This window comes from Ferruginibacter profundus (genome assembly GCF_054783275.1).
In genome coordinates this window covers 2,099,963-2,124,217 of sequence record NZ_BAAGQW010000001.1, presented here as the reverse complement: position 1 = coordinate 2,124,217, position 24,255 = coordinate 2,099,963, and the positions used below count along the sequence as shown (strand labels likewise).

General features: G+C 40.5%; 18 protein-coding genes. 16 read left to right on the top strand and 2 right to left on the bottom strand.

What is annotated here, in order from left to right; translation table 11 throughout:
• Positions 1–23 precede the first annotated feature (23 nt).
• From ACYVM0_RS08955 to ACYVM0_RS08935, 5 genes are all read left to right on the top strand, one after another.
• Entirely contained in the window at positions 24–599 is a 576-nt protein-coding gene (locus ACYVM0_RS08955) for a Rossmann-fold NAD(P)-binding domain-containing protein (protein WP_460555645.1), read from the top strand.
• A gap of 5 nt (positions 600–604) precedes the next feature.
• Complete coding sequence (locus ACYVM0_RS08950) at positions 605–1,177, top strand: TMEM175 family protein (protein ID WP_460555642.1); 573 nt, start codon at positions 605–607, stop codon at positions 1,175–1,177.
• 362 nt (positions 1,178–1,539) lie between these two features.
• The gene (locus tag ACYVM0_RS08945; RefSeq protein ID WP_460555639.1) at positions 1,540–2,622 is read left to right on the top strand and encodes an efflux RND transporter periplasmic adaptor subunit; all 1,083 of its coding nucleotides are present in this window, start codon (positions 1,540–1,542) and stop codon (positions 2,620–2,622) included.
• Between the two features lie 28 nt (positions 2,623–2,650).
• A complete protein-coding gene (locus ACYVM0_RS08940) occupies positions 2,651–5,818 on the top strand; it encodes an efflux RND transporter permease subunit (protein WP_460555636.1) in 3,168 nt (1,055 codons plus the stop codon).
• The gene (locus ACYVM0_RS08935; protein ID WP_460555633.1) at positions 5,815–7,248 is read left to right on the top strand and encodes a TolC family protein; all 1,434 of its coding nucleotides are present in this window, start codon (positions 5,815–5,817) and stop codon (positions 7,246–7,248) included. Before ACYVM0_RS08940 ends, ACYVM0_RS08935 begins: the two co-directional genes overlap by 4 nt.
• Before the next feature lie 188 nt (positions 7,249–7,436).
• Here the strand turns inward: ACYVM0_RS08935 and lpdA are convergent, their stop codons facing one another.
• Positions 7,437–8,825 (bottom strand): dihydrolipoyl dehydrogenase, encoded by a 1,389-nt coding sequence (gene lpdA / locus ACYVM0_RS08930; protein ID WP_460555630.1) that lies wholly within the window; start codon positions 8,823–8,825, stop codon positions 7,437–7,439.
• A 275-nt stretch (positions 8,826–9,100) separates the two neighbouring features.
• On the opposite strand from lpdA, the gene ACYVM0_RS08925 reads away from it, so the two are divergent.
• Positions 9,101–10,036 carry a redoxin domain-containing protein gene (locus ACYVM0_RS08925; protein ID WP_460555627.1) on the top strand — a complete coding sequence of 312 codons (936 nt, stop codon included), beginning with the start codon at positions 9,101–9,103 and terminating at the stop codon, positions 10,034–10,036.
• Between the two features lie 12 nt (positions 10,037–10,048).
• Here ACYVM0_RS08925 and ACYVM0_RS08920 read toward each other — a convergent pair whose 3' ends face one another.
• Positions 10,049–11,671 (bottom strand): hypothetical protein, encoded by a 1,623-nt coding sequence (locus ACYVM0_RS08920; RefSeq protein ID WP_460555624.1) that lies wholly within the window; start codon positions 11,669–11,671, stop codon positions 10,049–10,051.
• Between the two features lie 127 nt (positions 11,672–11,798).
• On the opposite strand from ACYVM0_RS08920, the gene ACYVM0_RS08915 reads away from it, so the two are divergent.
• The 10 genes from ACYVM0_RS08915 to ilvA all read left to right on the top strand — a co-directional run bounded on the left by ACYVM0_RS08915 (position 11,799) and on the right by ilvA (position 24,172).
• On the top strand, positions 11,799–12,971 hold the full coding sequence (locus ACYVM0_RS08915; RefSeq protein ID WP_460555621.1) for a 2-isopropylmalate synthase: 1,173 nt from the start codon (positions 11,799–11,801) through the stop codon (positions 12,969–12,971).
• Positions 12,972–13,171: 200 nt separating this feature from the next.
• Positions 13,172–14,575 (top strand): 3-isopropylmalate dehydratase large subunit, encoded by a 1,404-nt coding sequence (leuC, locus tag ACYVM0_RS08910; RefSeq protein WP_460555617.1) that lies wholly within the window; start codon positions 13,172–13,174, stop codon positions 14,573–14,575.
• A 57-nt stretch (positions 14,576–14,632) separates the two neighbouring features.
• Positions 14,633–15,220, top strand: a complete 588-nt coding sequence (gene leuD / locus ACYVM0_RS08905) for a 3-isopropylmalate dehydratase small subunit (RefSeq protein WP_460555614.1) — start codon at positions 14,633–14,635, stop codon at positions 15,218–15,220.
• Between the two features lie 6 nt (positions 15,221–15,226).
• Entirely contained in the window at positions 15,227–16,348 is a 1,122-nt protein-coding gene (gene leuB, locus ACYVM0_RS08900; protein WP_460555611.1) for a 3-isopropylmalate dehydrogenase, read from the top strand.
• 448 nt (positions 16,349–16,796) lie between these two features.
• A complete protein-coding gene (gene ilvD, locus ACYVM0_RS08895) occupies positions 16,797–18,476 on the top strand; it encodes a dihydroxy-acid dehydratase (RefSeq protein WP_460555608.1) in 1,680 nt (559 codons plus the stop codon).
• Positions 18,477–18,487: 11 nt separating this feature from the next.
• Positions 18,488–20,236, top strand: a complete 1,749-nt coding sequence (gene ilvB, locus ACYVM0_RS08890) for a thiamine pyrophosphate-binding protein (protein WP_460555605.1) — start codon at positions 18,488–18,490, stop codon at positions 20,234–20,236.
• A 58-nt stretch (positions 20,237–20,294) separates the two neighbouring features.
• Entirely contained in the window at positions 20,295–20,885 is a 591-nt protein-coding gene (gene ilvN, locus ACYVM0_RS08885; protein WP_460555602.1) for an acetolactate synthase small subunit, read from the top strand.
• Between the two features lie 50 nt (positions 20,886–20,935).
• Complete coding sequence (locus tag ACYVM0_RS08880; protein WP_460555599.1) at positions 20,936–21,415, top strand: DinB family protein; 480 nt, start codon at positions 20,936–20,938, stop codon at positions 21,413–21,415.
• A gap of 17 nt (positions 21,416–21,432) precedes the next feature.
• The gene (gene ilvC, locus ACYVM0_RS08875; RefSeq protein ID WP_460555596.1) at positions 21,433–22,917 is read left to right on the top strand and encodes an NADP-dependent ketol-acid reductoisomerase; all 1,485 of its coding nucleotides are present in this window, start codon (positions 21,433–21,435) and stop codon (positions 22,915–22,917) included.
• Positions 22,910–24,172: a threonine ammonia-lyase gene (gene ilvA, locus ACYVM0_RS08870; RefSeq protein WP_460555593.1), complete on the top strand. Its 1,263-nt coding sequence runs from the start codon at positions 22,910–22,912 to the stop codon at positions 24,170–24,172. Before ilvC ends, ilvA begins: the two co-directional genes overlap by 8 nt.
• Positions 24,173–24,255 lie beyond the last annotated feature (83 nt).

Sequence of the window (24,255 nt, the reverse complement as noted above, 5' to 3'; positions counted from 1 at the left end):
TTTTTCAAAAAAAAGTACCCACAATGAAAAGAGTGATCATCATTGGTGCTGGCGGCAGCCTTGCGCAATATGTAATTGAGGCATTAAAACAATCAGGTAACACGGCGCTTACCTTATTTGCAAGAAATAAAGCCAGGCTTTCAAAAAATATAACAGAAGGCTGCAACATTATTGAAGGCGATGCTTTGGACTATACCGATATAAAAAATGCAGTAGCGGGTCATGATATTGTATATGTAAATCTTGCCGGCAACCTGGAAGTAATGGCAAAAAATATTGTAAAAGCCATGCAGGAAACAGGCGTTAAAAGGATCATCGCCATAAGTTCTATTGGTATTTACCAAACGCCTTTAAAAACTGTACTGGTGCCGTATAGAAAATTGGCCGATGTAATCGAAAGCTCCGGGCTGGATTATACCATTCTTCGTCCCGATTGGTTTACCAATGCCAACGAAGTGGATTATGCTATTACGCACAAAGGAGAAGCCGAAACCGGTACCGCCATTTCAAGAAAAAGTATCGCCGCCTTCATCTCAACTATTGTAAAAGAACCTGGTTTGTACCAGAATCAAAACTTAGGCATAAGTAAACCCCGGTAATAAGTATGGAAAAAAACAGAATGGAAGCGTTTACAGATGGTGTGATGGCTATTATAATTACCATCATGGTACTGGAATTTAAAGTGCCCGGGAATCCTGCTTTGGATAGTTATTTAAAAATGTGGCCTGTATTTATCAGCTATGCTGTAAGTTTTCTTTTTGTAGGCTTAAATTGGGCAAGCCATCATCACCTGTTCCAGACGGTTTCAAAAGTTAACAATAAAGTACTTTGGATAAATATGCTTAACCTGTTTATTCTGTCATTTGTACCTTTTGCAACAGCTGCCATGGGCGAAAACGCTTTTAAAACTATTACTGTTACTATTTATGCAGGTCTGCTTACACTCAGTGTACTTGTCTACCTGGTACTTGTAAACGCATTACGCAAACTACATGGTAAAGGGTCATCTTTTTCCAATACATTTAAAGGGCATAAAAAAACATATGTCAGTCTCGGTTTAAATCTTCTTGCAATAATTATCTCTGTAACAGGTTTTCCTGAAATTGCATTTATGCTTTTAATACTCACATCAGTATCCTGGTTTATACCTAATCATGTATTTGAACCTAAGGCATAATAGAAAGTAAAAATAAAAGCTGGTCGGCATACTGCCGGTTATCATTGGTCAGTTTCCCGCAATGTCATTTTTTTTATTTTTTTCAGGTTATATAACGTTGCTTGATAATTATTTTTTAACACCTGTAATTTTCTCAGCTGCATCAATTTTCTCCCGCAGTGGCACCGGAATACCCCCATTCTCCCTCTTGTAAAACAGATGTTAACGACAAATTTATAACATGCTGCAATATTACTTTTGCACAGTATACCATGTTTAAAATACAGCTAATAAAAAATAATACCCTTATTCAACAACAACACAGTTCATCATAAAAGAATTTGAATGACGACTGCGTGGTTTTAAAATTCACCTGAAAATCAATGAAGAGAATTGCATTGTTGATCGGCCTTTATAGCCTCGTTTATACTACAGGCTGCTCCTCTAAAAAAAAGGAAACAGAAGAACCCGGCACGTACATTGTTACCAGCCCGTTAAGGGTTGATACCTCTTTCACCAAAGAGTATGTATCGCAGATACAATCTGTCCGTAATGTGGAGATACGGGCACAGGAAAAAGGGTATCTGCAAAGTATTAATGTGGATGAGGGCAGGTATGTACATGCAGGCGAGGTGCTTTTTAAGATTGTGCCCACTATGTACCAGGCCGAATATTTAAAAGCAGAGGCTGCGGTAAAAGGAGCTGAACTGGAACTGCTGAATGCAAAAACACTTGCTGATAAAGACATTGTTTCAAAATCTGAATCGGCTATTGCACAGGCAAAACTGGATGAGGCAAAAGCAGACATGGCGCTGGCAAAATTGCATTTGTCGCTTACAGAGATCAAAGCGCCTTTTGATGGCGTGATAGACAGGATACCATTAAAACTGGGCAGCCTGATTGACGAGGGAGCATTACTGACAACACTATCTGATAACAAGAGCGTGTATGCGTATTTTAATGTGCCTGAAAAAGAATACCTCGATTATAAAGCACAGGGCGATACCAGTAATATGAAAAGCGTTTCACTATTACTGGCCAATAATGAAACACATAAATACAAAGGTGTGGTGGAAACTGTTGAAGGGCAGTTTGATAACGAAACAGGGAATATTGCGTTCAGGGCAAAATTTCCCAATACACAATTGTTACTGAAGCATGGTGAAACTGGTAAGGTACAAATGACCGTTCCGTTAAAGGATGCATTAGTGATACCACAAAAAGCCACTTATGAATTGCAGGATAAAGTGTATGTATTTGTAGTGGATAAAAACAACGTGGTTAAGTCCAGGAACATTACCATTAAAAACAGGCTATCCGACATATACGTTGTAGATGGCGGTCTTTCAGAAGGGGATAAAATTTTACTGGAAGGCGTGCAGAATGTAAAAGATGATGATAAGATAGCATACAAATATGTAGAACCTGCAGCGGTTATCTCCAACCTTCAACTGATCAAACAATAGAATATCCTAATCCTGTAAGCAAAAAAAAATGTTTAATAAATTTATACACCGGCCTGTACTCTCTATCGTTATATCGCTGATCATAACGTTGCTGGGTGTGGTGGCCCTGTTGCAATTACCGGTAACCCAATTTCCTTCCATATCGCCACCTAAAGTAAATATCACTGCAGAGTATCCCGGTGCAAACGGGGAGTTAATGACCAAAGCCGTGATCATACCACTGGAGAGAGCGATCAATGGTACGCCCGGTGTTAAATACATTGCTTCCGATGCAGGTAATGATGGTGAAGGTGATATACAGGTGGTGTTTAACTCCGGGGTTGACCCAAACATTGCCACAGTGAATATCCAAAACCGTGTGGCTTCTGTGATCAATAAATTACCACCCATAGTAGTAAGGGAAGGGGTGAAGATCACTCGTGAGGAATCGAACATGCTGTTGTACCTGAACCTGTATACCAACGACCCCAAGCTGGATGAAAAATTTCTTTTCAATTTTGCCGACATCAATTTGTTGGCAGAATTAAAAAGTGTGGATGGGGTAGGATTTGCTGATGTATTAGGCAACAGGGAATATGCCATGCGTATCTGGCTCAAGCCCGATCGTATGACGGCGTATAAGATCTCTGCCGATGAAGTTTTAAAAGCTTTGGATGAGCAAAGTCTTGAAGCATCTCCCGGAAGAACAGGTGAAGCATCAGGTAAAAGATCGCAGAGCTTTGAATATATATTAAAATACCCCGGCCGTTTTACCACAAAAGAAGGATATGAAAATATAGTTTTAAGGGCAACTCCTGCGGGAGAAATGTTGCGTATAAAAGACGTTGCAGATGTGGAATTTGGCAGTGGTTATTATGATATTTACTCCAAATTAAATGGCAAGGCCTCGGCAGCAATTGTTATTAAGCAATCGTATGGAAGTAATGCCAGCCAGGTAATTAAAAATGTTAAGGCAAAATTAGAGGAGATCAAGGCCAACTCGTTTCCCAAAGGAATGGATTATGAGATCAGTTATGACGTATCCAAATTTTTAGATGCATCAATTGATAAAGTGATACACACACTGGTGGAAGCTTTTATATTGGTGGGTATTGTGGTGTTTTTATTTTTGGGCGACTGGCGCTCTACATTAATACCTGCTATCGCCGTGCCGGTATCATTAATTGGTACTTTTCTTTTCATGCAGTTCTTTGGCATTACTTTAAACCTCATTACACTTTTTGCATTGGTACTTGCCATTGGTATTGTGGTGGATAATGCTATTGTGGTGGTGGAAGCTGTGCATGCAAAAATGGAAGAGGAAAATCTGTCTCCCGCCAAAGCAACAGAAGCAGCCATGCATGAGATCAGCGGCGCCATCATTGCCATTACCCTGGTGATGGCGGCAGTATTTATACCGGTAGCATTTATGAGCGGCCCCGTAGGGATTTTTTACCGGCAGTTTTCTATCACCATGTCAACCTCTATCATTTTATCGGGTTTAATAGCACTAACACTTACGCCTGCACTATGTGCGGCAATGCTTAAAAATACCCATGGGGCTCCTAAAAAGAAAACATGGTTAAACAGGGGATTAACCGGTTTCAATAACTGGTTCGAAAGAGTATTAGGAAAATATAAAAACATATTGGGTGTTATTGTAAACAAAAGAGTGATCACTTTCCTGGCATTTGCAGGCTTTTGTGCAGGAACCTATTTTTTAAATACACAATTGCCATCGGGGTTTATACCAAACGAAGACCAGGGAACATTTTATGCCATTGTGCAAACACCCGCAGGTTCTACGCTGGAGCGTACCGATGCGGTGGTGCGCCAGTTGCAGGATATTGCAGCTAAAATTGATGGCGTAAAATCAGTTTCATCCTTAGCCGGCTACGAAATTCTTTCTGAAGGTACCGGTGCCAACGTAGGTACCTGCCTGGTTAACCTGAAAGACTGGAGTGAAAGAAAACACTCGGTACAGGAAACCATAGCCGAGTTTGAAGAAAAAGCAAAAGATATTAAAGGTGCCACTATCGAATTTTTTCCGCCGCCTGCGGTGCCCGGGTATGGTGCGGCCGGTGGGTTTGAGCTGCGCTTACTGGATAAGTCCGGCTCCGGCGATTTTAAACTGATGGAAAAAGTGAACAACGATTTTGTTGCTGCACTCAACAAAAGGCCCGAGCTTACTTCTGTATTCAGTTTTTACAGCGCCAGCTACCCGCAATACATGCTGATAGTAGACAATGATGCGGCACAGCAAAAGGGTGTTACCATCGATAACGCCATGAATACATTATCCACCCTGGTAGGCAGCAACTACGAAACCAACTTCATACGTTTTGGCAGGCAATATAAAGTAATGGTACAGGCATTGCCTCAATACCGGGCACTGCCGGAAGATATCTTAAAGTTATTTGTAAAAAACGACAAGGGCGAAATGGTTCCTTATTCAGCCTTCATGCATATGGAAAAAGTGTACGGCTTGTCGGAAATTACACGGCATAATTTATACAATTCTTCCGAAATAAGTGGTGGCCCGGCACCGGGTTACAGCAGTGGCGCAGCCATTACTGCCATTACAGAAGTAGCTAAAAAAACTTTACCCAGGGGCTTTGGTATTGATTGGGCCGGTATTTCAAAAGACGAAGTGGGGCAGGGTAACCAGGCGATTTATATATTTATCATTTGCCTTGCTTTCGTGTACCTGTTACTGGCAGCACAATATGAAAGCTTTGTATTGCCGTTCCCCGTAATTCTTTCATTACCTGCGGGTATTTTCGGGGCCTTCCTTTTATTAAAATTACTGGGCCTGGAAAATAATATCTATGCACAGGTGGCAATGGTAATGCTGATAGGGCTGCTGGGAAAGAACGCCGTATTGATTGTTGAATTTGCAGTACAGCGGCACCGGTCGGGCAGTTCGGTGATGGAAGCTGCTATCCAGGGTTCGGCGGCACGTTTCCGGCCTATTTTAATGACCTCCTTTGCATTCATAGCAGGTCTTATACCATTGGTATTTGCAAGTGGCCCGGGTGCAGTGGGCAACAGAACCATTGGCTCTGCAGCAGGCGGCGGTATGTTGCTGGGTACATTGTTTGGTGTATTGCTGATACCGGGATTATATTATCTCTTTGCTAAAATTTCTGAAAAGAATCCCATTGTGGAAGATGAAGATGAAAATCCTTTAACCGAAGAAATAGATCATAACAGATGATGAATGTAACAAAAAATATTTTTATAACAGTAATGGCTACCTGTATTTTGTATGCAGGTTGCAAAACACCGGCATTGGTTCAGTCGCCGCAGCCAAAAGCAGTGGCACCAACCTATGCAAACAGCAGCGATACTGCTAACACCGCAGATATTAAATGGCAGGAGTTTTTTAAAGATAAATACCTGGTTAGCCTTATTGATACGGCGCTGAAAAATAACCAGGAGCTGTCTATTACCCTGCAGGAAATAGAAATTGCCAGGAACGAAATACGCAGCAGGCAGGGATTACTGCTGCCTAAGGTGGAAGCAGGTGGTGGCATAGGTATTGAAAAAGCAGCCCGTTATACCAGCCAGGGTGCAGGCGATGCTTCTACAGATATTACACCGGGTAAAGAAGTACCGGAATGGTTGCCTGATTATCGCCTTGGTGCTTATGCCACCTGGGAACTTGATGTATGGAAAAAACTACGCAATTCAAAAAAGGTTGCGCTCGACCGTTACCTTGCTACTGTGGAAGGCAGGAATTTTGTTATCACTAACCTGATTGCTGAAATAGCTAATGCTTATTATGAATTGCTGGCACTGGATAACCAGCTGGATATTGTAAAGCAAACCATCAAACTACAGCAAAATGCGCTGGAAATTGTAAAAGTTCAAAAGCAGGCTGCAAGGGCTACAGAACTGGGGGTAAAAAAATTTGAGGCAGAAGTTCTCGGCTCACAAAGCATGGAATTTGATCTGCAGCAAAAAATAACCGCCAAAGAAAATGAGATCAATTATTTGCTGGGGCGTTATCCGCAACCCATAGCAAGGGATACCACCGGTTTTTTAAATTTAACGCCATCGCAGGTAGCAGCCGGTATTCCTTCTCAATTATTAAAAAACCGGCCCGATATTAAACAGGCCGAGCTTGAATTGGCTGCAGCAAAGCTGGATGTAAATGTGGCCAGGGCAGAGTTTTATCCTTCCTTTAATATTTCGGCAGGCGTGGGCTTCCAGGCATTTACCCCCGGTTACCTGGTAAAATTTCCTGAGTCGCTGCTGGCTTCTCTCGTTGGCGATGTAGCTGGTCCGTTGATCAATAAAAACGCAATAAAGGCAGAATATTACAACGCCAATGCAAGGCAGCTACAGGCGGTATATAATTACGAACGCACTATACTCAATGCCTATATTGAAGTGGCCACAGAATTATCGGATCTAAAGAACGGGCAACAGATGTATACCATAAAATCGCAGCAGGTAGATGCACTTGTAAAATCTATTGATATTTCCAATGATCTTTTCAAGTCGGCCAGGGCTGATTATTTTGAAGTATTAATGACGCAGAGAGATGCACTGGAATCAAAATTAGAATTGATTGAAAACAAGTTGCACCAGTTTAATGCAGTTACCAATATTTACCGGGCCCTGGGCGGAGGATGGAAATAACCAGCCTGATTACAAATTACCGGCAGTGCCAGAAAATAGCATTCATTGAAAATTAATGCGTTATATTTTTGAGCTGCAATTGCGGTACAAATTTTGTGATAAGGTTCTTCCTCTTCTCTTGTGCTTTGGGACCATAAAAAAGGGTTACAATTATTTGTAACCCTTTTCTTATAACTTTCTTAGGGCTGTTAAATATCTATTGCTTCCCCGTAAGCTGCTGCAGTAGCTTCTTTCAGGCCTTCACTCATGGTGGGGTGAGGGTGAATGGCATTCAGTATTTCATGCGCTGTGGTTTCCAGTTTACGGGCCACCACTGCCTCTGCAATAATTTCGGTTACGTTCATACCAATCATATGGCAACCTAAAAATTCGCCGTATTTAGCATCGTAGATCACTTTTACAAAGCCATCGGTTGCACCGGCAGCCACTGCTTTACCACTGGCGATATATGGAAACTTACCCACTTTAATTTCGTAACCGGCTTCTTTAGCTGCTTTTTCAGTATATCCAACACTGGCAATTTCAGGCGTGCAATACGTACAACCCGGAATGTTGTTGTAATCAATTGGTTCAGGATGATGGCCGCTTAAATGTTCAGCTGCATTGATACCTTCTTTGGTAGCCACATGCGCCAAAGCCTGGCCCGGTGTACAATCACCAATGGCGTATATACCTTTTACATTGGTTTGCTGGTTGGCATCCACAATGATCTTTCCTTTTTCAGTTTTAATGCCCAAAGCTTCCAGGCCAATATTTTCAATATTAGCTACAACACCTACAGCACTCAATAAAATATCAGCTTCTAAAATCACTTCACCCGCAGCAGTTTTTACTTTTGCCTTTACACCTTCGCCGCTGGTATCCACACTCAGCACTTCGCTATTGGTCATAATGGTCATGCCCTGTTTTTTAAATTGCTTTTCCAGTTCTTTGCTGATGTCTTCATCTTCTACAGGAACCAGCCTTGGCATAAACTCCACCATGGTAACTTTTGTGCCCATGCTGTTATAAAAATAGGCAAACTCACTTCCTATAGCACCGCTTCCGCAAATGATCATGCTCTTGGGTTGCGTAGGTAAGCTCATTGCTTTACGGTATTCAATTATTTTTACGCCATCAATCGGTAAGCTGGGCAACGCTCTTGCACGGCCGCCTGTAGCCACAATGATATTGGTCGCTTCTTCTACCTTTTTGCTGCCATCAGCTGCGGTAATTTCCAATTTACCCGGGGCAATCAATTTACCAAAACCCATGATCACATCGATCTTATTTTTCTTCATCAAAAACTGGATGCCCTTGGTCATTTTATCCGCTACACCACGGCTACGGGTGATAACACTACCAAAATCCGGCGTGGGGTTGGCGATATTGATACCATAATCTTTTGAATGCTTGGCATATTCAAATACCTGGGCACTTTTCAACAAGGCTTTGGTAGGGATACAGCCCCAGTTAAGGCAGATGCCGCCCAGGCTTTCTTTTTCTACAATTGCTACTTTTTTACCTAACTGACTAGCCCTGATTGCTGCAGGATAACCGCCGGGACCGCTGCCCAACACTATTACGTCGTATGCCATATTGTTATTTTAGATTTTAGATTTGCGATTTTAGAATGCCGGTTGCTTTTTGAAGCAGGGCAAAATTAGTTTGAAATGAGGGATTAGCCAAAAGCTATTTGGGAGACTTCTGTGTAGGCGTTTTTTTTGCCGCGGATTACACAGATTGGCCTGTATTGATCCGTGTTAATCTTTGTAATCTGTGGCCACCTTATTATGCGGAGCATATTTTTATTTAAGGCTTATTTTAACAGGTGGCATAAACCCAATCCCGTTATTCTGCGTATTTTTAAAGCATGATTAAAAAGACTGCCTTTGTTATTGCTTTTTTTTGTTTTGCCTTCACTGCTACCGCACAGCAAATCCCGGAATTGAAAATGGCGGACGTGGTACGGTCCTTCAGCACTAAATCAGACAGCATATTTGTTATCAACTTCTGGGCTACGTTTTGTAAGCCTTGTGTGGGAGAGATCCCCGGGTTTATAAGAATTGCCAATAAATATAAAAAGGATAAAGTAAAACTGCTGCTGGTGAGTTTAGACCTGCCTTCTTTCTATCCCAAACGCATTGCCACATTTGCAGCTAAAAATAATTTTACCACCAATATAGCCTGGCTCAACGAAACCGATGCCGATTATTTTTGCCCGATGATTGATACCGCCTGGAGCGGTGCCATACCGGCAACAATAATGGTGAATACCAAAACAGGCTATAAGAAATTTTTTGAAGGAGAGTTAAATGGAGAAGAATTTGAAAAGGAATTGAAGAAGGCAATTGGGGGAAATACAGCCTCAATAACAAGTCCGGAGTTTTTAATGCCGATGAATAATGTGGCGTTGATTGATTGCCATGATGGAAACCAGCCGGCACATGCATCAATGCAATTCACCACTTTTGGCTCAAAAGACAGCACCGTTTTTTCATTAACAGAGGGGAGGGTGTCAACTATTGCCATTATCGACGATATAAAAGTGGTGATTGTAGAAAAAGATAGTTTATTTTATACCTACTCCAATCTTAAATCGGTATTGGTAAAAAGAGGGGATAAAATAAAAACTGATCAGATGATCGGCTATGCCGCACTTGGCCTGGATAGCATAATGCCTACCGTGGATTTTTATATGACTGATACAAAGAAATCGGTTGTGCTTTCTAAAAACAATTTTAAGCCACGTAAAAATAGTAATGGTATTAAAGATCATTCATTCGACCCGATGAAGGAGCCGGAATAGATATCGCAGATTTTACTTTCTTGTTAGGTATTTTTTCTGCGTCACCTCCTGCACCGGCACATTATTAATCTTGCTTTCCAGCCAGGATATCACATCTAAATACATAAATGCCCTCGTTTCAAAAGGCTTGTTTTCAAACTGCTTTAATTTATGCAGCAGCTTTTCAAACTCAGGTTTTAATTTATTGGGCGGCAGGCTCAATGCTTTGCGTAAAAATTTAAACATCTCTTCTTCCACCACACTCAGGTTATGCATTTTGGCCATAAAGCGGTACACCGATTTGGCCAGGTACTCCAGCAATTGAAAATTACCCAGTTCGTAGTGAGCGATCAAATGCAGCAGGCGGGCATAACATTGCAGGTCGTTACGCAGGTCCACTTTCCAGTTAATGATCTTATTCAGGTAATCTATCGTGGTTTCAAAATCGCCGGCACCAAAATACATACAGGCAATCTTGTAATAGATCACTAAAATGCGGTGACGGTCCAGGTAGATTTCATATGCTTTTAATTTTGCTTCAATGCCTTCAATCAACAATAAACCTTCAGAAAATTTACCGCTGATAAAATGTTTATTCAGCAAAGAAATAGTGTAATAAATAAAACACTGGATTAAATTATTCTGATTTTGCTGTACTGTTTTACTGTTGGCAAATTTTTCAAACTCAATTAAGGTATCGTTTAATTTTTGATAATTACCCAGGTTAAAATGTGCCCCCATCAGGTTGTGCATGCCTTTAATGTAATGGCCACTTTCAATAGCGATCATGTAAGGCTCTTCTTCAAAAATATCCACCCATTTTTGTGTATAACGGTAGTATTGTAAAAAATCCTGGCGTATAAAAGCCTTCCAGCAATAGCACTGGTACAAATATAATTTTTCGTAAAAGCCATTAGGGTGCCGGATGTTTGCAGGCAAGTTATTATTCAGGAAATTCTTTACAGCTTCCTCTTCTTCATCATCTCTTGCAAAACCATTTTTAATATACCAGCCATACAACTGCAAAGCCAGGTTGCTCAGTTTAGATACGGCAGATAAATGATCGCTTACTTCATCTGCTTCTTTACTCAGTTCCTCGGCACGGTTCTTAAGGCTTCGGGTAATATACAGGCCTTCAATTTTCTTTTCAAAAAAAAGTGCCTGCTGCAAATAAGTGAGTTGATTATGGCTCTTTGCCTGTTCCTTCAGCTTGTCTAACACTTTCAGGCTTTGCAGGTACAGTCCCTTGTTGTACAGTATCCGGGCATAATCCATCTGCTCATGCAATTGAATATCGATATTGTTTTCGTCGTTGATGAGCCTGAGGCTTGACAGAATTTGCTTATATAAATAAGCTTTAAGATTAGAAAGCTGCTGTTTTTTAATGCTCTTATTTTTCTTCAGTAATATGGCCTCATCGTAAGCATCCATTTTGTCCAGAGCATCAAATAGTTGTACAATTTTTAACTCCTCCGAGGCGGTGGTTCTGTTGATATAAAGCTTAAAATTCCGTTTTTCGCTCTTGCCCAGCGATTTTATGAGTTGGAATAATGTATCTGTATGGCGGTTGGGCATCGTAATTGAAAATCTTTTAAAGTCAATACAGGTAAGGGTTTTAGGGAAAATTGGAGGGCTTATACAGCGTATTAAACCCATGCTTTTGATTTTCTCCTTAGCTGCCTGTGCGGTAAATTTATGGCGAAGTTGTTATTAAAGGAAACTAAACTTTTGGTTTTAACGGGGAACCGACATACAATTTCGAGTTACTTAAATCACTTTAGCTATGCCAGGCGACAAAATTCACATTTTTGACACTACATTAAGAGACGGCGAACAGGTGCCGGGCTGTAAATTAGTCAGCAGCGAAAAAATAGCACTTGCACTTAAATTGGAAGAATTGGGGGTTGATATTATTGAGGCGGGTTTTCCCATCAGCAGCCCCGGTGATTTTGCTTCGGTTACTGAAATATCCAAATTGATTACTAAAGCAACTGTTTGCGCATTAAGCCGTGCGGTACAAAAAGATATTGAAGCAGCAGGAGAGGCCATCAAATTTGCCAAACGTCCCAGGATACATACCGGTATCGGCACATCCGATTCTCATATCAAGGCAAAATTTAATGCTACACAAGACGAGATTTTGGAAAGAGCAATACAGGCAGTGAAATGGGCTAAAAAATATACCGACGATATTGAGTTTTATGCAGAAGATGCAGGAAGAACAGAGAACGGTTACTTGGCAAGAGTGATTGAAGCCGTAATTAAAGCCGGTGCTACTGTTGTAAATATACCTGATACAACCGGTTATTGTTTACCGCACCAGTACGGCGAAAAAATTGCGTACTTAATGAACAACGTTCCCAATATTGATAAAGCCATCATCAGTTGTCATTGTCATAATGACCTGGGATTAGCCACAGCCAATAGCATTGCCGGTGTTATTGCAGGTGCAAGGCAGATTGAGTGTACCATCAACGGATTGGGCGAAAGGGCAGGTAACACTTCACTGGAAGAAGTAGTGATGGTAATTAAACAACACAAGGAATTAGGGTTACATACAGATATTAATGCAACATTGCTTAACCCGATGAGCCGCCTGGTGAGTGATACCATGCGTATGCCGGTACAACCAAATAAGGCCATCGTTGGTGCCAATGCTTTTTCTCACTCCTCTGGCATACACCAGGATGGATTTTTAAAAGACACCAGCACTTACGAAATTATTGCTCCCGAAGAAGTGGGTGCCGATAGTTCAAAGATTGTACTAACGGCAAGAAGTGGCCGCAGTGCACTGGCGCACCGGTTTCAAAAATTAAATTACCAGTTTGATAGAAATGATATTGATGTTTTATACGAACATTTTACCCAGTTAGCTGATAGTAAAAAGGAAGTTGACGACAACGATCTTGCTCATATGGCGCAGAGCCATCAACAAAAGACATTGGCTACGGCTTAATTCTTTCTCATGCGTTTTAGTTTAGTTTTAGTTTAGTGGTGGGGGATTGTCCCCCACTCTTTTAAAAATCAGGTGGTGAAAAAAGCAAAACATAATAGTAACTCATTTAATAACATCAGTATTAGTTGCAATAAAATTAATGCTGTAATTACAATATTGTAAAGTAACAATCTAAGTTCCCCGTGAAGGGGCAGGGGCATATGGCACAAACATTATTTGATAAGATCTGGGATACACACATCGTAAAAAATATCGAAGGCGGGCCTTCTGTTTTATATATCGACAAACATTTTATTCATGAAGTAACCAGTCCGCAGGCCTTTACAGGATTGAATAAAAGAGGGATTAAAGTTTTTCGCCCCAAACAAACCATCGCAACAGCTGATCATAATGTGCCTACATTAAATCAGCATTTGCCCATTAAAGAAGAATTAGGAAGATTACAGGTAGAAGCCCTGATAAAAAATTGTGCCGAACATGGCGTTGAATTGTATGGACTGGGGCATCCGTTCCAGGGTATTGTACATGTGATTGGCCCGGAGTTAGGCATTACACAACCGGGTAATACCATTGTATGTGGCGACTCACATACAAGCACACACGGAGCATTTGGCGCTATCGCATTTGGTATTGGCACCAGCGAAGTGGAAATGGTTTTATCAACACAATGTTTGATGCAGACCAAACCAAAATTGATGCGTATCAACATTGAAGGAGAATTAAAAAACGGGGTGGTTTCCAAAGATATTGTGCTATATATCCTTTCAAAGATTACTGCGAGTGGTGCTACTGGCTATGCGGTAGAGTTTGCCGGTAGCGCTATCCGCAGTTTGAGCATGGAGGCGAGAATGACCATTTGCAATATGAGTATTGAAATGGGCGCCAGGTGTGGTATGATAGCTCCTGACGAAACTACTTTCAGTTATATCAAAGGCAGAAAATTTGCGCCTGCCGGGGCTGAGTGGGATAAAAAACTGGCATACTGGAAAACACTGTTCACAGATGCGGATGCCATATTTGATAAAGAGATCACTTTAGATGCAGCAGGTATTACACCTATGATCACATACGGCACCAACCCCGGTATGGGCATTGGTGTAAATGAAAATATTCCAACCCTGGCGGAGGTAAATGATAATGACAGATCAGGTCTGGAAAAATCATTAGCCTATATGGGATTGCAACAGGGCCATCCGATTAAAGGACAAAAAATTGATTACGTTTTTATTGGTAGTTGTACCAATTCAAGAATAGAAGACCTGAGAATGGTGGCCGGTTTTGTGCAGGGAAAACATAAGGCAGACAATGTGGAAGTGTGGATCGTTCCGGGAAGTAAACAGGTGGAAAAACAAGCTATTGAAGAAGGTATTGATAAGATTTTTGAAGCTGCAGGGTTTCAATTACGCCAACCCGGTTGCTCTGCCTGTTTGGGTATGAATGAAGATAAAATTCCTGCAGGAAAATATTGCATCTCTACCTCTAACAGGAATTTTGAAGGCAGGCAGGGTGCAGGTGCAAGAACATTATTGGCAAGTCCTTTATCGGCTGCCGCTGCAGCTGTTACAGGCATGGTTGCAGATGTAAGAGAATTTCTTAACAATTAATAATTAACAATGAGTAATGAGTGGTACACTCACAACTCACGTCTCACAACTCACGAAATGAAAGAAGGTTTCAAAAATATCACCAGCCGGTTTGTTCCATTGCAAAATGAAAATGTAGATACGGACCAGATCATTCCTGCAAGGTTTTTAAAAGCCACTACCAAAGATGGTTTTGGCAAAAATTTATTTCGTGACTGGCGTTATGACAATGATAACGAAGCAACACCTAAAACTGATTTTGTGTTGAATCAATCACAATACAAAGGCGATATTTTAGTTGCAGGAAAAAATTTCGGATGCGGTTCTTCAAGAGAACATGCTGCCTGGTCGATTGTGGATTATGGATTTAAAGTAGTGGTAAGCAGTTTCTTTGCAGATATTTTTAAGAACAATGCATTGAACAATGGCTTGTTACCAATAACTGTATCAGAGGATTTTGTACAAAAAATATTTGCACAAAATAATGAGGCAACACTTTCTGTTGACCTGGAAGCACAAACCATAACTATTGATGCAACCGGCGATAAGGAAAGTTTTGAGATCAATGCCTATAAAAAAACCTGTATGATCAATGGGTACGACGATATTGATTACCTGATCAACAGCATTGATGAAATAGAAAAATTTGAAAAACAATCCGTATAATAATTTATGAGTCTTAAAAAAAACATAGCAGTAATTGAAGGCGACGGCATCGGGCCGGAAGTAACCAAACAATCAGTAAAAGTATTGAATGCTATTGCAGAGCAATTTGGGCATGAGTTTGACTACAAATATTGTTTATTAGGGGCAGATGCCATCGACAAAACTGGAACTCCTTTACCGGAAGAAACTATTGACATCTGCTTAGACAGTGATGCTATTTTATTTGGCGCTATAGGCCATCCGAAATATGATAACGATCCCACAGCTAAAGTAAGGCCTGAACAAGGTTTGCTGGGTATCAGGAAAGCATTGCAGTTGTTTGCCAACATTCGTCCTATTACTACCTACTCTTCTTTACATCATTTATCCCCGCTTAAAACAAAAAATATTGAAGGCGTGGATTTTATCATCTTCAGGGAACTGACCGGTGGTATATATTTTGGTAAAAAAGAAATTAATGCAGAACAAACCATTGCTTCTGATGATTGCACTTATACCAAAGAAGAAATTGAAAGAGTAGCCCACCTGGCATTTCAATCTGCTCAAACAAGAAAGAAAAAATTAACGCTGGTTGATAAGGCAAATGTATTGGAAACATCAAGGCTCTGGAGAAAAGTAGTAAAAGATTTAGCGGTTCAATATCCTGATGTGGCTTTGGATTTTTTATTTGTTGATAATGCAGCGATGCAGATCATACTGAATCCAAAACAATTTGATGTTATTCTTACAGAAAATATGTTTGGTGATATCATCAGCGATGAAGCCAGTGTGATCAGTGGTTCCTTAGGTTTATTGCCTTCTGCTTCTGTTGGAAACAAAACAGCGTTATTTGAACCTATTCATGGTTCTTATCCCCAGGCAACCGGGAAAGATATTGCCAATCCCATCGGCTCTATTTTATCTGCAGCTATGTTGCTGGATTATTTTGAGTTAAGGGAAGAAGCGGCTTTGGTAAGAGAAGCCGTTGAATGGACATTGACCAATCAATTTGTTACCAAAGATATTGAGCCCATCAATTTTTATTTTACTTCTACCATTGGAGAATTGATCAGTGATTATATCGGTAATAAAATTCCGGGAAGGCTGAATAAAGAAAATATTGAGTTAAGAAAATCGACGATTATATAAAAAGGAGGGAAGAAGTTACAAGCTTCAGGGGAGCAAACAGAAACTTGTTGCATTAAGTTATTCATTGTGGTTTTTCCCCTTGTAACTATTTTAAAAAGTTCTTTGTTTTTATTTTAAGTTCAGGTATATTTGTGTAATAACATCCTTCATGTTGAGCAACAGATTAAATAATGTCATTACAAAAATCGCAATAATTATTATTGTGATTGTCATTATTATACCTGTACTGCATGGGGGAGGAACAAGCTTATAAAATAAAATTAAAAATATATAGCGACCCGCCTCCAGAAAGGCGGGTCGCTTTTTTTATGACTTCACCTGCTGGTAAGCGTAAGGTGGGTCACTCTTTAAGAGTGGCTCACCGGGTAAAGAAAATAATAGCGGGATTGAGTTAAAGAAATATAGTTCGTTACAAAGAAAAATAATTCGCCAAAGGCGATTCAAAACGATGGAATTAAATAAATATTCAAAGGTTTTAACGCAGGATGAAACGCAGCCGGCTGCACAAGCCATGTTATATGGTATTGGGTTAACAGAAGAGGATCTAAAAAAGCCCCAGGTTGGCGTTTGCAGCATGGGTTACGATGGGAACACCTGTAACATGCATTTGAACGACCTGGCTAAAACGGTGAAGCAAGGTGTTTGGGATGCGGATATGGTGGGATTGATCTTTAACACTATTGGTATCAGCGACGGTATCAGTAACGGCACTGACGGTATGCGTTACTCGCTGGTGAGCCGTGACCTGATTGCAGATAGTATTGAAGCGGTATGTGGAGGATTTTATTATGATGGATTAATTGCATTACCAGGCTGTGATAAAAATATGCCGGGTTCTGTTATGGCCATGGGAAGGTTGAATCGTCCTTCGATAATGGTATATGGTGGCACCATTGAACCCGGGCATTACAAAGGCGAAGAGTTGAATATTATTTCGGCTTTTGAAGCGCTGGGGAAAAAACTGGCAGGATCAATAACGCCGGAAGATTTTAAAGAAGTAGTAAAGCATAGTTGCCCCAGCGCAGGTGCCTGCGGTGGTATGTATACAGCCAATACCATGGCAAGTGCTATTGAAGCATTAGGTATGAGTCTGCCTTATTCATCCAGCAACCCTGCCTTGAGCGCCGATAAACAAAAAGAATGTTTAGATGCCGGTAAAGCAATAAAAATTTTACTGGAAAAAGATATCAAGCCAAAAGACATCATGACGAAAAAAGCATTTGAAAATGCGATTACCACCATCATGATCTTTGGAGGAAGTACCAATGCGGTGTTGCATCTGATTGCCATGGCAAAAAGTGTGGATGTTGATTTAACACAGGATGATTTTCAACGCATCAGCAATACCACACCGGTACTGGCAGATTTTAAACCGAGTGGAAAGTATTTGATGCAGGAGCTGCACTCACATGGCGGCGTACCAGCTGTAATGAAATATTTACTGGGCAAAGGATTGTTACATGGTGATTGCCTGACCGTAACCGGTAAAACAGTAGCAGAAAATTTAAAAGATATTGAGTCGATAAACTTTGCAACACAAAAAATTATCTTCCCTTTAGAAACGCCGTTGAAAGCAACAGGCCACTTACAAATACTATACGGTAATCTTGCAGAAAAAGGAAGTGTGGCAAAGATCAGTGGTAAAGAAGGCGAACGTTTTGAAGGGCCGGCACGGGTATTTGATGGGGAAAAGGATTTAGTGGCGGGCATCGCAAACGGAAGAGTGAAAAAAGGAGATGTGGTGGTGATAAAAAATGAAGGCCCTAAGGGAGCACCTGGTATGCCGGAAATGCTGAAACCAACTTCTGCCATTACCGGTGCAGGATTAGGAAAAGATGTAGCCTTAATAACCGATGGAAGATTTAGCGGCGGCTCTCATGGTTTTGTCGTCGGACACATCACACCGGAAGCTTACGAAGGTGGATTAATAGGATTGGTGGAAGACAATGATATCATTGAACTGGACGCTACAAAAAATATGATCAACCTTAAAGTAAGCGAAGCAGTTATTGCAGAACGCAGAAAAAAATGGCAGCAACCAGCTTTAAAAGTTACCAAAGGGGTTTTGTACAAATACGCACAATGCGTAAAGGATGCAAGCCAGGGTTGTGTAACTGACGAAGCATAAAATAAATTGTTATGGAAACACTGGAATTAGTAGCAGAAAAAACAGAGGCAAGAAAGAATACCACCATCTCGGGAGGTCAGGCAGTATTAGAGGCATTTTTATACGAAGGAGTGGATACCATTTTTGGTTATCCCGGAGGCGCAATCATGCCTATCTATGACGCCTTGTACGATTATAATGATAAGTTAACACACATATTGGTCCGTCACGAACAGGGAGCCATACACGCAGCACAGGGTTTTGCAAGAGCAAGTGGAAGAACAGGTGTGGTATTTGCAACCAGCGGCCCTGGTGCCACCAATTTAGTTACGGGCTTAGCAGATGCCATGATTGATAGCACACCATTAGTTTGTATCACAGGGCAGGTATTTGCACATTTGTTAGGCACTGATGCCTTCCAGGAAACAGATGTGATCAATATTACAACACCGGTTACCAAATGGAATTACCAGGTAACAGATGCAACAGAAATTCCTGCAGTTTTGGCAAAAGCATTTTATATAGCCGGCAGCGGAAGGCCTGGGCCTGTGTTGATAGACATTACTAAAAACGCACAGTTGCAATTGTTCAATTACGAAGGGTATAAAAAATGTGATCATATCCGAAGCTATCGCCCTAAACCAATTGTTCGTAAAACATATGTAGAGCAGGCAGCTGAATTAATTAATAAAGCAGAAAGGCCGTTTGTGATTTTTGGCCAGGGTGTAATATTAGGTAAAGCAGAAAAAGAATTTGCCGCTTTCATTGAAAAAGCCGGTATCCCAAGCGCATGGACGATCATGGGTATGAGTGCAATCCCGACTGATCATCCGCTTGCAGTGGGTATGCTAGGCATGCATGGCAACTACGGGCCCAATGTTTTAACTAACGAATGTGATGTATTGATAGCGGTGGGAATGCGTTTTGACGACAGGGTTACAGGACGTTTGGATAAATATGCAAAACAGGCAAAAGTTATTCATCTGGATATTGATCCTTCAGAAATTGATAAAAATGTAAAAACAACCGTGCCTGTGTGGGGTGATTGCAAAGAAACATTACCCATGCTTACTGCATTGGTGCAGGAAAAAACACATGCTGCCTGGCTCAGCAGATTTAATGAGTACAAAAAGAAAGAAGAAGAAAAATGTATCAATGCAGAATTGAATCCTGTTACGGATGAATTAACAATGGGAGAAGTAATTAACCTGTTGAATGAATTAACTGGCGGTAATGCGATTATAGTAACCGACGTTGGCCAGCACCAGATGGTAGCCTGCCGTTATGCAAAATACAATCAATCCAAAAGTAATATTACCAGTGGTGGATTAGGTACCATGGGTTTTGCATTGCCAACAGCAATTGGTGCAAAATATGGTGCACCGGAAAGAACTGTTGTTGCTATTGCAGGTGATGGCGGAATCCAGATGACGATACAGGAATTAGGCACCATCATGCAGTTTAAGCCCGATGTAAAAATTATTATTCTTAACAACCAGTTTTTAGGAATGGTGCGCCAGTGGCAACAATTATTTCACGAAAAAAGATATTCATTTGTTGATATCACCAGCCCCGATTTTGTAGCCGTGGCAAAGGGCTATTATATCGATGGGCAAAGAGTAAGCGAAAGAGCCAAGCTTAAAGAAGCTTTACAAACCATGTTGCAGCATAACGGAAGTTACCTGTTGGAAATTATGGTGGGTAAAGAAAATAATGTGTTCCCGATGGTACCACAGGGAAGAGGTGTTTCGGAAATTATTTTAAGTAAAGAAGAACTTTAAAACCCCGACAGGGTTTCAACCGCCGCCGGCGGTTGGTAATGAAATTAAAAAGCTGATTATGCAAAAGCAGGAATATACTATAACCGTTTATACAGAAAACCAGATTGGTTTATTAAATCGTATCGCTATTATTTTCTCCCGTAGAAAAATCAATATCGAAAGTTTAAATACTTCTCCCAGTGAAATTGACAGCGTACATCGTTTTACAATTGTTATCAACGAATCAGAAGAAGTAGTACGAAAAGTGTGCCGCCAGATTGAAAAACAGGTGGAAGTACTGAAAGTATATTACAACACCAATGACGAGATCATCTGGCAGGAACTGGCTTTGTACAAAGTACCAACAGATATTATTGCAGAAGAAGTAAAAGTAGAAAGATTATTAAGTCAGCACGGAGCTAAAGCTGTGGTGATTCGTAAAGATTACACCGTATTTGAAGTAGCGGGGCAAAGAGAAGAGACCGACAATTTTATCAAAGTACTGGAACCCTACGGGCTCATTGAATTTGTTCGCAGTGCAAGAATTGCGATCATTAAAAACAGCGAAGGCTTCCATAAAAAATTAAGTGAGTTTGAATACAAAGAGCCGGGTGAAGAAGCTGTAGAAAATGAATTCTTAAATCAGAATGAAGAAGTGTTTTCGATGTGATTTTTTGGGTGGCTCACCCAAAAAATCAAAATGATTTCAAAAATAAAACAATGCAAAAACAAATCGAATTAATACTACAAACACGAAATCGTTTCATACAATTGGTGGATGGTTTATCCATTGAACAACTGAACGAAATTCCTGCCGGTATGAGCAATAATATAGCCTGGAATTTCGGGCATATTGTGGCGGCGCAACAGGGATTGTGCAACGGGCTTTCGGGGGTGGCTTTAAATGTTCCGGCGGATTTAATAGCCAATTTTAAAAAAGGTACACAGCCGGAAAACTTTATCAGTGAAGAAACCATACAGGTGTTTAAAGGATACCTGATTTCCAATATCTGTGATCTGCAAAAAGGCGTGGACGAAAATATATTTATCAATTATCAGCCTTATGTAACATCCTATGGCTATGCATTGAATACTATTGAAGATGCTGTAAGATTTATAGCCACACATGATGCATTACACCTGGGCTATTCCATGGCAATAAGAAAAAATTTATCAAAAAATAATAAAACACAATCATAAAAAAATAAAAGAAAAAGATGGGAAATTATTTCAACACATTACCGCTAAGAGAACAATTAAATCAATTGGGTGTATGTGAGTTTATGGACATCAGTGAATTTTCAAACGGCGTAAATGCATTGAAAGGAAAAAAAATAGTCATTATAGGTTGTGGCGCACAAGGATTAAACCAGGGCTTGAATTTAAGAGATTCCGGTTTGGATGTTGCTTACGCCTTACGCCAGGAAGCGATTGATGCCAAAAGGCAATCCTGGAAGAGTGCCACTGAAAATAATTTTACTGTAGGTACTTATGAACAATTGATTCCAACTGCAGACCTGGTATTGAATCTTACACCGGATAAACAACACACCGCCGTTGTTGCTGCCGTAATGCCGTTAATGAAAAAAGGCGCTACACTTTCTTACTCTCATGGTTTTAATATTGTTGAAGAAGGAACACAGATACGTAAAGACCTTACCGTAATAATGGTGGCACCCAAATGCCCTGGCTCGGAAGTTCGTGCCGAATATGTACGTGGCTTTGGTGTACCTACTTTAATTGCAGTGCATCCTGAAAATGATCCTGAAGGCAAAGGTTTGGAACAAGCCAAAGCTTATGCTGCAGGAACAGGCGGACATAAAGCCGGTGTATTGCGCTCTTCATTTGTGGCAGAAGTAAAATCAGATCTGATGGGCGAGCAAACTATCTTATGTGGTTTGTTACAAACCGGTTCAATACTTTGTTTTAATAAAATGGTAGAGAAAGGAATTGACAAAGGCTACGCTTCTAAATTGGTACAGTATGGTGTGGAAGTAATTACAGAAGCATTAAAGCAAGGAGGTATCACTGCAATGATGGACAGGCTATCTAATCCTGCAAAAATTAAAGCCTTTGAATTATCAGAAGAATTAAAAACGATCATGCGGCCGTTGTTTCAAAAACACCAGGATGATATTATGAGTGGTGAGTTCAGCAAGACCATGATGGAAGACTGGGCTGCAGGGGATAAAAATTTATTGGCATGGAGAGCTGCAACCGGTGAAACTGCTTTTGAAAAAACACCGGCAGGCGATGTTAAGATCGGGGAGCAGGAATATTTTGATAACTGTTTATTATTTGTAGCCATGATACGGGCCGGTGTGGAACTGGCTTTTGAAACGATGGTGGAAGCAGGTATCAAAGAAGAATCTGCTTATTATGAATCATTGCACGAAACACCATTGATCGCTAATACCATTGCCCGTAAAAAATTATTTGAAATGAACCGGGTAATCTCTGATACAGCAGAATATGGTTGTTATTTATTTGATCACGCCTGTAAACCATTGCTGGCCGGTTTTATGAGTAAGATAGATACCGACGTAATTGGTAAAAACTACAATACAGGCAAGGATGGCAGCGTGGATAATAAAACTTTAATTGCAGTAAATAAAGTATTGCGTTCTCACCCTGTAGAAAAGATAGGCGCTCAGTTAAGAGAAGCGATGACAGCTATGAAATCTATAAGCACTAATGCTTAATACCATGGATACAACAGTGAACACGATATTGAATTTTGCAGGCGCAGCTCAACGATTAAAAAGCGTGGTCAACAGAACACCACTGACCTTTAACCTGAATCTCTCAAAAAAATACCAGTGCAATATTTTTTTAAAAAGAGAAGACCTGCAGGTGGTACGTTCTTACAAACTACGGGGCGCTTATAATATGATGAGTAGTTTATCTCCTGATCAGTTACAGCGTGGAGTGGTATGTGCCAGTGCAGGTAATCATGCGCAGGGTTTTGCATATAGCTGCAAAAAATTAAATACGCATGGTGTGGTGTTTATGCCGGTGATAACCCCCAATCAAAAAATTACCCAGACAAAGATGTTTGGAGAAGATAAGCTTACCGTAAAATTAGTAGGCGATACGTTTGATGATTGTGCTATTGCCGCAAAAAGATATACTGAAGAAAATGGTATGACTTTTATTCCGCCATTTGATGATTATAAAATTATTGAAGGCCAGGGAACGGTTGGGGTAGAAATTTTAGAAGACCAGCCAGATGTTGATTTTTTATTCATGCCCGTTGGTGGCGGTGGTTTAAGTGCAGGTGTGGGAACATATTTTAAAACCTTTTCACCAAAAACAAAAATTATTGGTGTGGAGCCTGAAGGGGCACCCAGTATGTTTGAAGCATTGAAAGCAGGCCACCCTGTTACGCTGGATAATATAGAACGATTTGTAGATGGTGCAGCAGTAAAACGTGTGGGAGAAATTACTTTTTCTATTTGCAAAGATGTACTGGATGATATGCATTTGGTACCCGAAGGAAAAGTATGTACTACTATTTTAAAATTGTACAACGAAGATGCTATTGTTGCAGAACCAGCAGGTGCGTTGAGCATTGCGGCATTGGATGATTATGCATCAGAAATAAAAGGTAAGAATGTAGTGTGTATTGTAAGTGGCAGTAATAATGATATCGACCGCATGCAGGAAATTAAAGAACGCAGCCTGCAATACGAAGGATTAAAACATTATTTCCTGATCAGGTTTGCGCAAAGGCCCGGCGCTTTAAAAGAATTTGTAAATCATGTATTGGGAGAAAATGATGATATCACACGTTTTGAATACATGCAAAAACACAACAAGGAAACAGGACCTGCATTGGTAGGCATTGAATTAAAAACCAGGGAAGATTACGATTTGTTATTGAAAAATTTAAATCAATACCATATCAATTACACCGAGTTAAAAAGTGGCGATAATGCATTTGGGTATTTGGTATAAAGTAGGGTGAGTCACCCCAAGAGGGTGGCTCACCCGGCGAAGAGAACATAAAGGGTGACATATAATAACGATTGCTTGCTATT

Excerpts from the sequence above, each read along its gene's own strand:
- ACYVM0_RS08955 (WP_460555645.1), top strand. The coding sequence starts at position 24 with ATGAAAAGAGTGATCATCATTGGTGCTGGCGGCAGCCTTGCGCAATAT.
- ACYVM0_RS08950 (WP_460555642.1), top strand. The coding sequence starts at position 605 with ATGGAAAAAAACAGAATGGAAGCGTTTACAGATGGTGTGATGGCTATT.
- ACYVM0_RS08945 (WP_460555639.1), top strand. The coding sequence starts at position 1,540 with ATGAAGAGAATTGCATTGTTGATCGGCCTTTATAGCCTCGTTTATACT.
- ACYVM0_RS08940 (WP_460555636.1), top strand. The coding sequence starts at position 2,651 with ATGTTTAATAAATTTATACACCGGCCTGTACTCTCTATCGTTATATCG.
- ACYVM0_RS08935 (WP_460555633.1), top strand. The coding sequence starts at position 5,815 with ATGATGAATGTAACAAAAAATATTTTTATAACAGTAATGGCTACCTGT.
- lpdA (WP_460555630.1), bottom strand. The coding sequence starts at position 8,825 with ATGGCATACGACGTAATAGTGTTGGGCAGCGGTCCCGGCGGTTATCCT.
- ACYVM0_RS08925 (WP_460555627.1), top strand. The coding sequence starts at position 9,101 with ATGATTAAAAAGACTGCCTTTGTTATTGCTTTTTTTTGTTTTGCCTTC.
- ACYVM0_RS08920 (WP_460555624.1), bottom strand. The coding sequence starts at position 11,671 with ATGGGTTTAATACGCTGTATAAGCCCTCCAATTTTCCCTAAAACCCTT.
- ACYVM0_RS08915 (WP_460555621.1), top strand. The coding sequence starts at position 11,799 with ATGCCAGGCGACAAAATTCACATTTTTGACACTACATTAAGAGACGGC.
- leuC (WP_460555617.1), top strand. The coding sequence starts at position 13,172 with ATGGCACAAACATTATTTGATAAGATCTGGGATACACACATCGTAAAA.
- leuD (WP_460555614.1), top strand. The coding sequence starts at position 14,633 with ATGAAAGAAGGTTTCAAAAATATCACCAGCCGGTTTGTTCCATTGCAA.
- leuB (WP_460555611.1), top strand. The coding sequence starts at position 15,227 with ATGAGTCTTAAAAAAAACATAGCAGTAATTGAAGGCGACGGCATCGGG.
- ilvD (WP_460555608.1), top strand. The coding sequence starts at position 16,797 with ATGGAATTAAATAAATATTCAAAGGTTTTAACGCAGGATGAAACGCAG.
- ilvB (WP_460555605.1), top strand. The coding sequence starts at position 18,488 with ATGGAAACACTGGAATTAGTAGCAGAAAAAACAGAGGCAAGAAAGAAT.
- ilvN (WP_460555602.1), top strand. The coding sequence starts at position 20,295 with ATGCAAAAGCAGGAATATACTATAACCGTTTATACAGAAAACCAGATT.
- ACYVM0_RS08880 (WP_460555599.1), top strand. The coding sequence starts at position 20,936 with ATGCAAAAACAAATCGAATTAATACTACAAACACGAAATCGTTTCATA.
- ilvC (WP_460555596.1), top strand. The coding sequence starts at position 21,433 with ATGGGAAATTATTTCAACACATTACCGCTAAGAGAACAATTAAATCAA.
- ilvA (WP_460555593.1), top strand. The coding sequence starts at position 22,910 with ATGCTTAATACCATGGATACAACAGTGAACACGATATTGAATTTTGCA.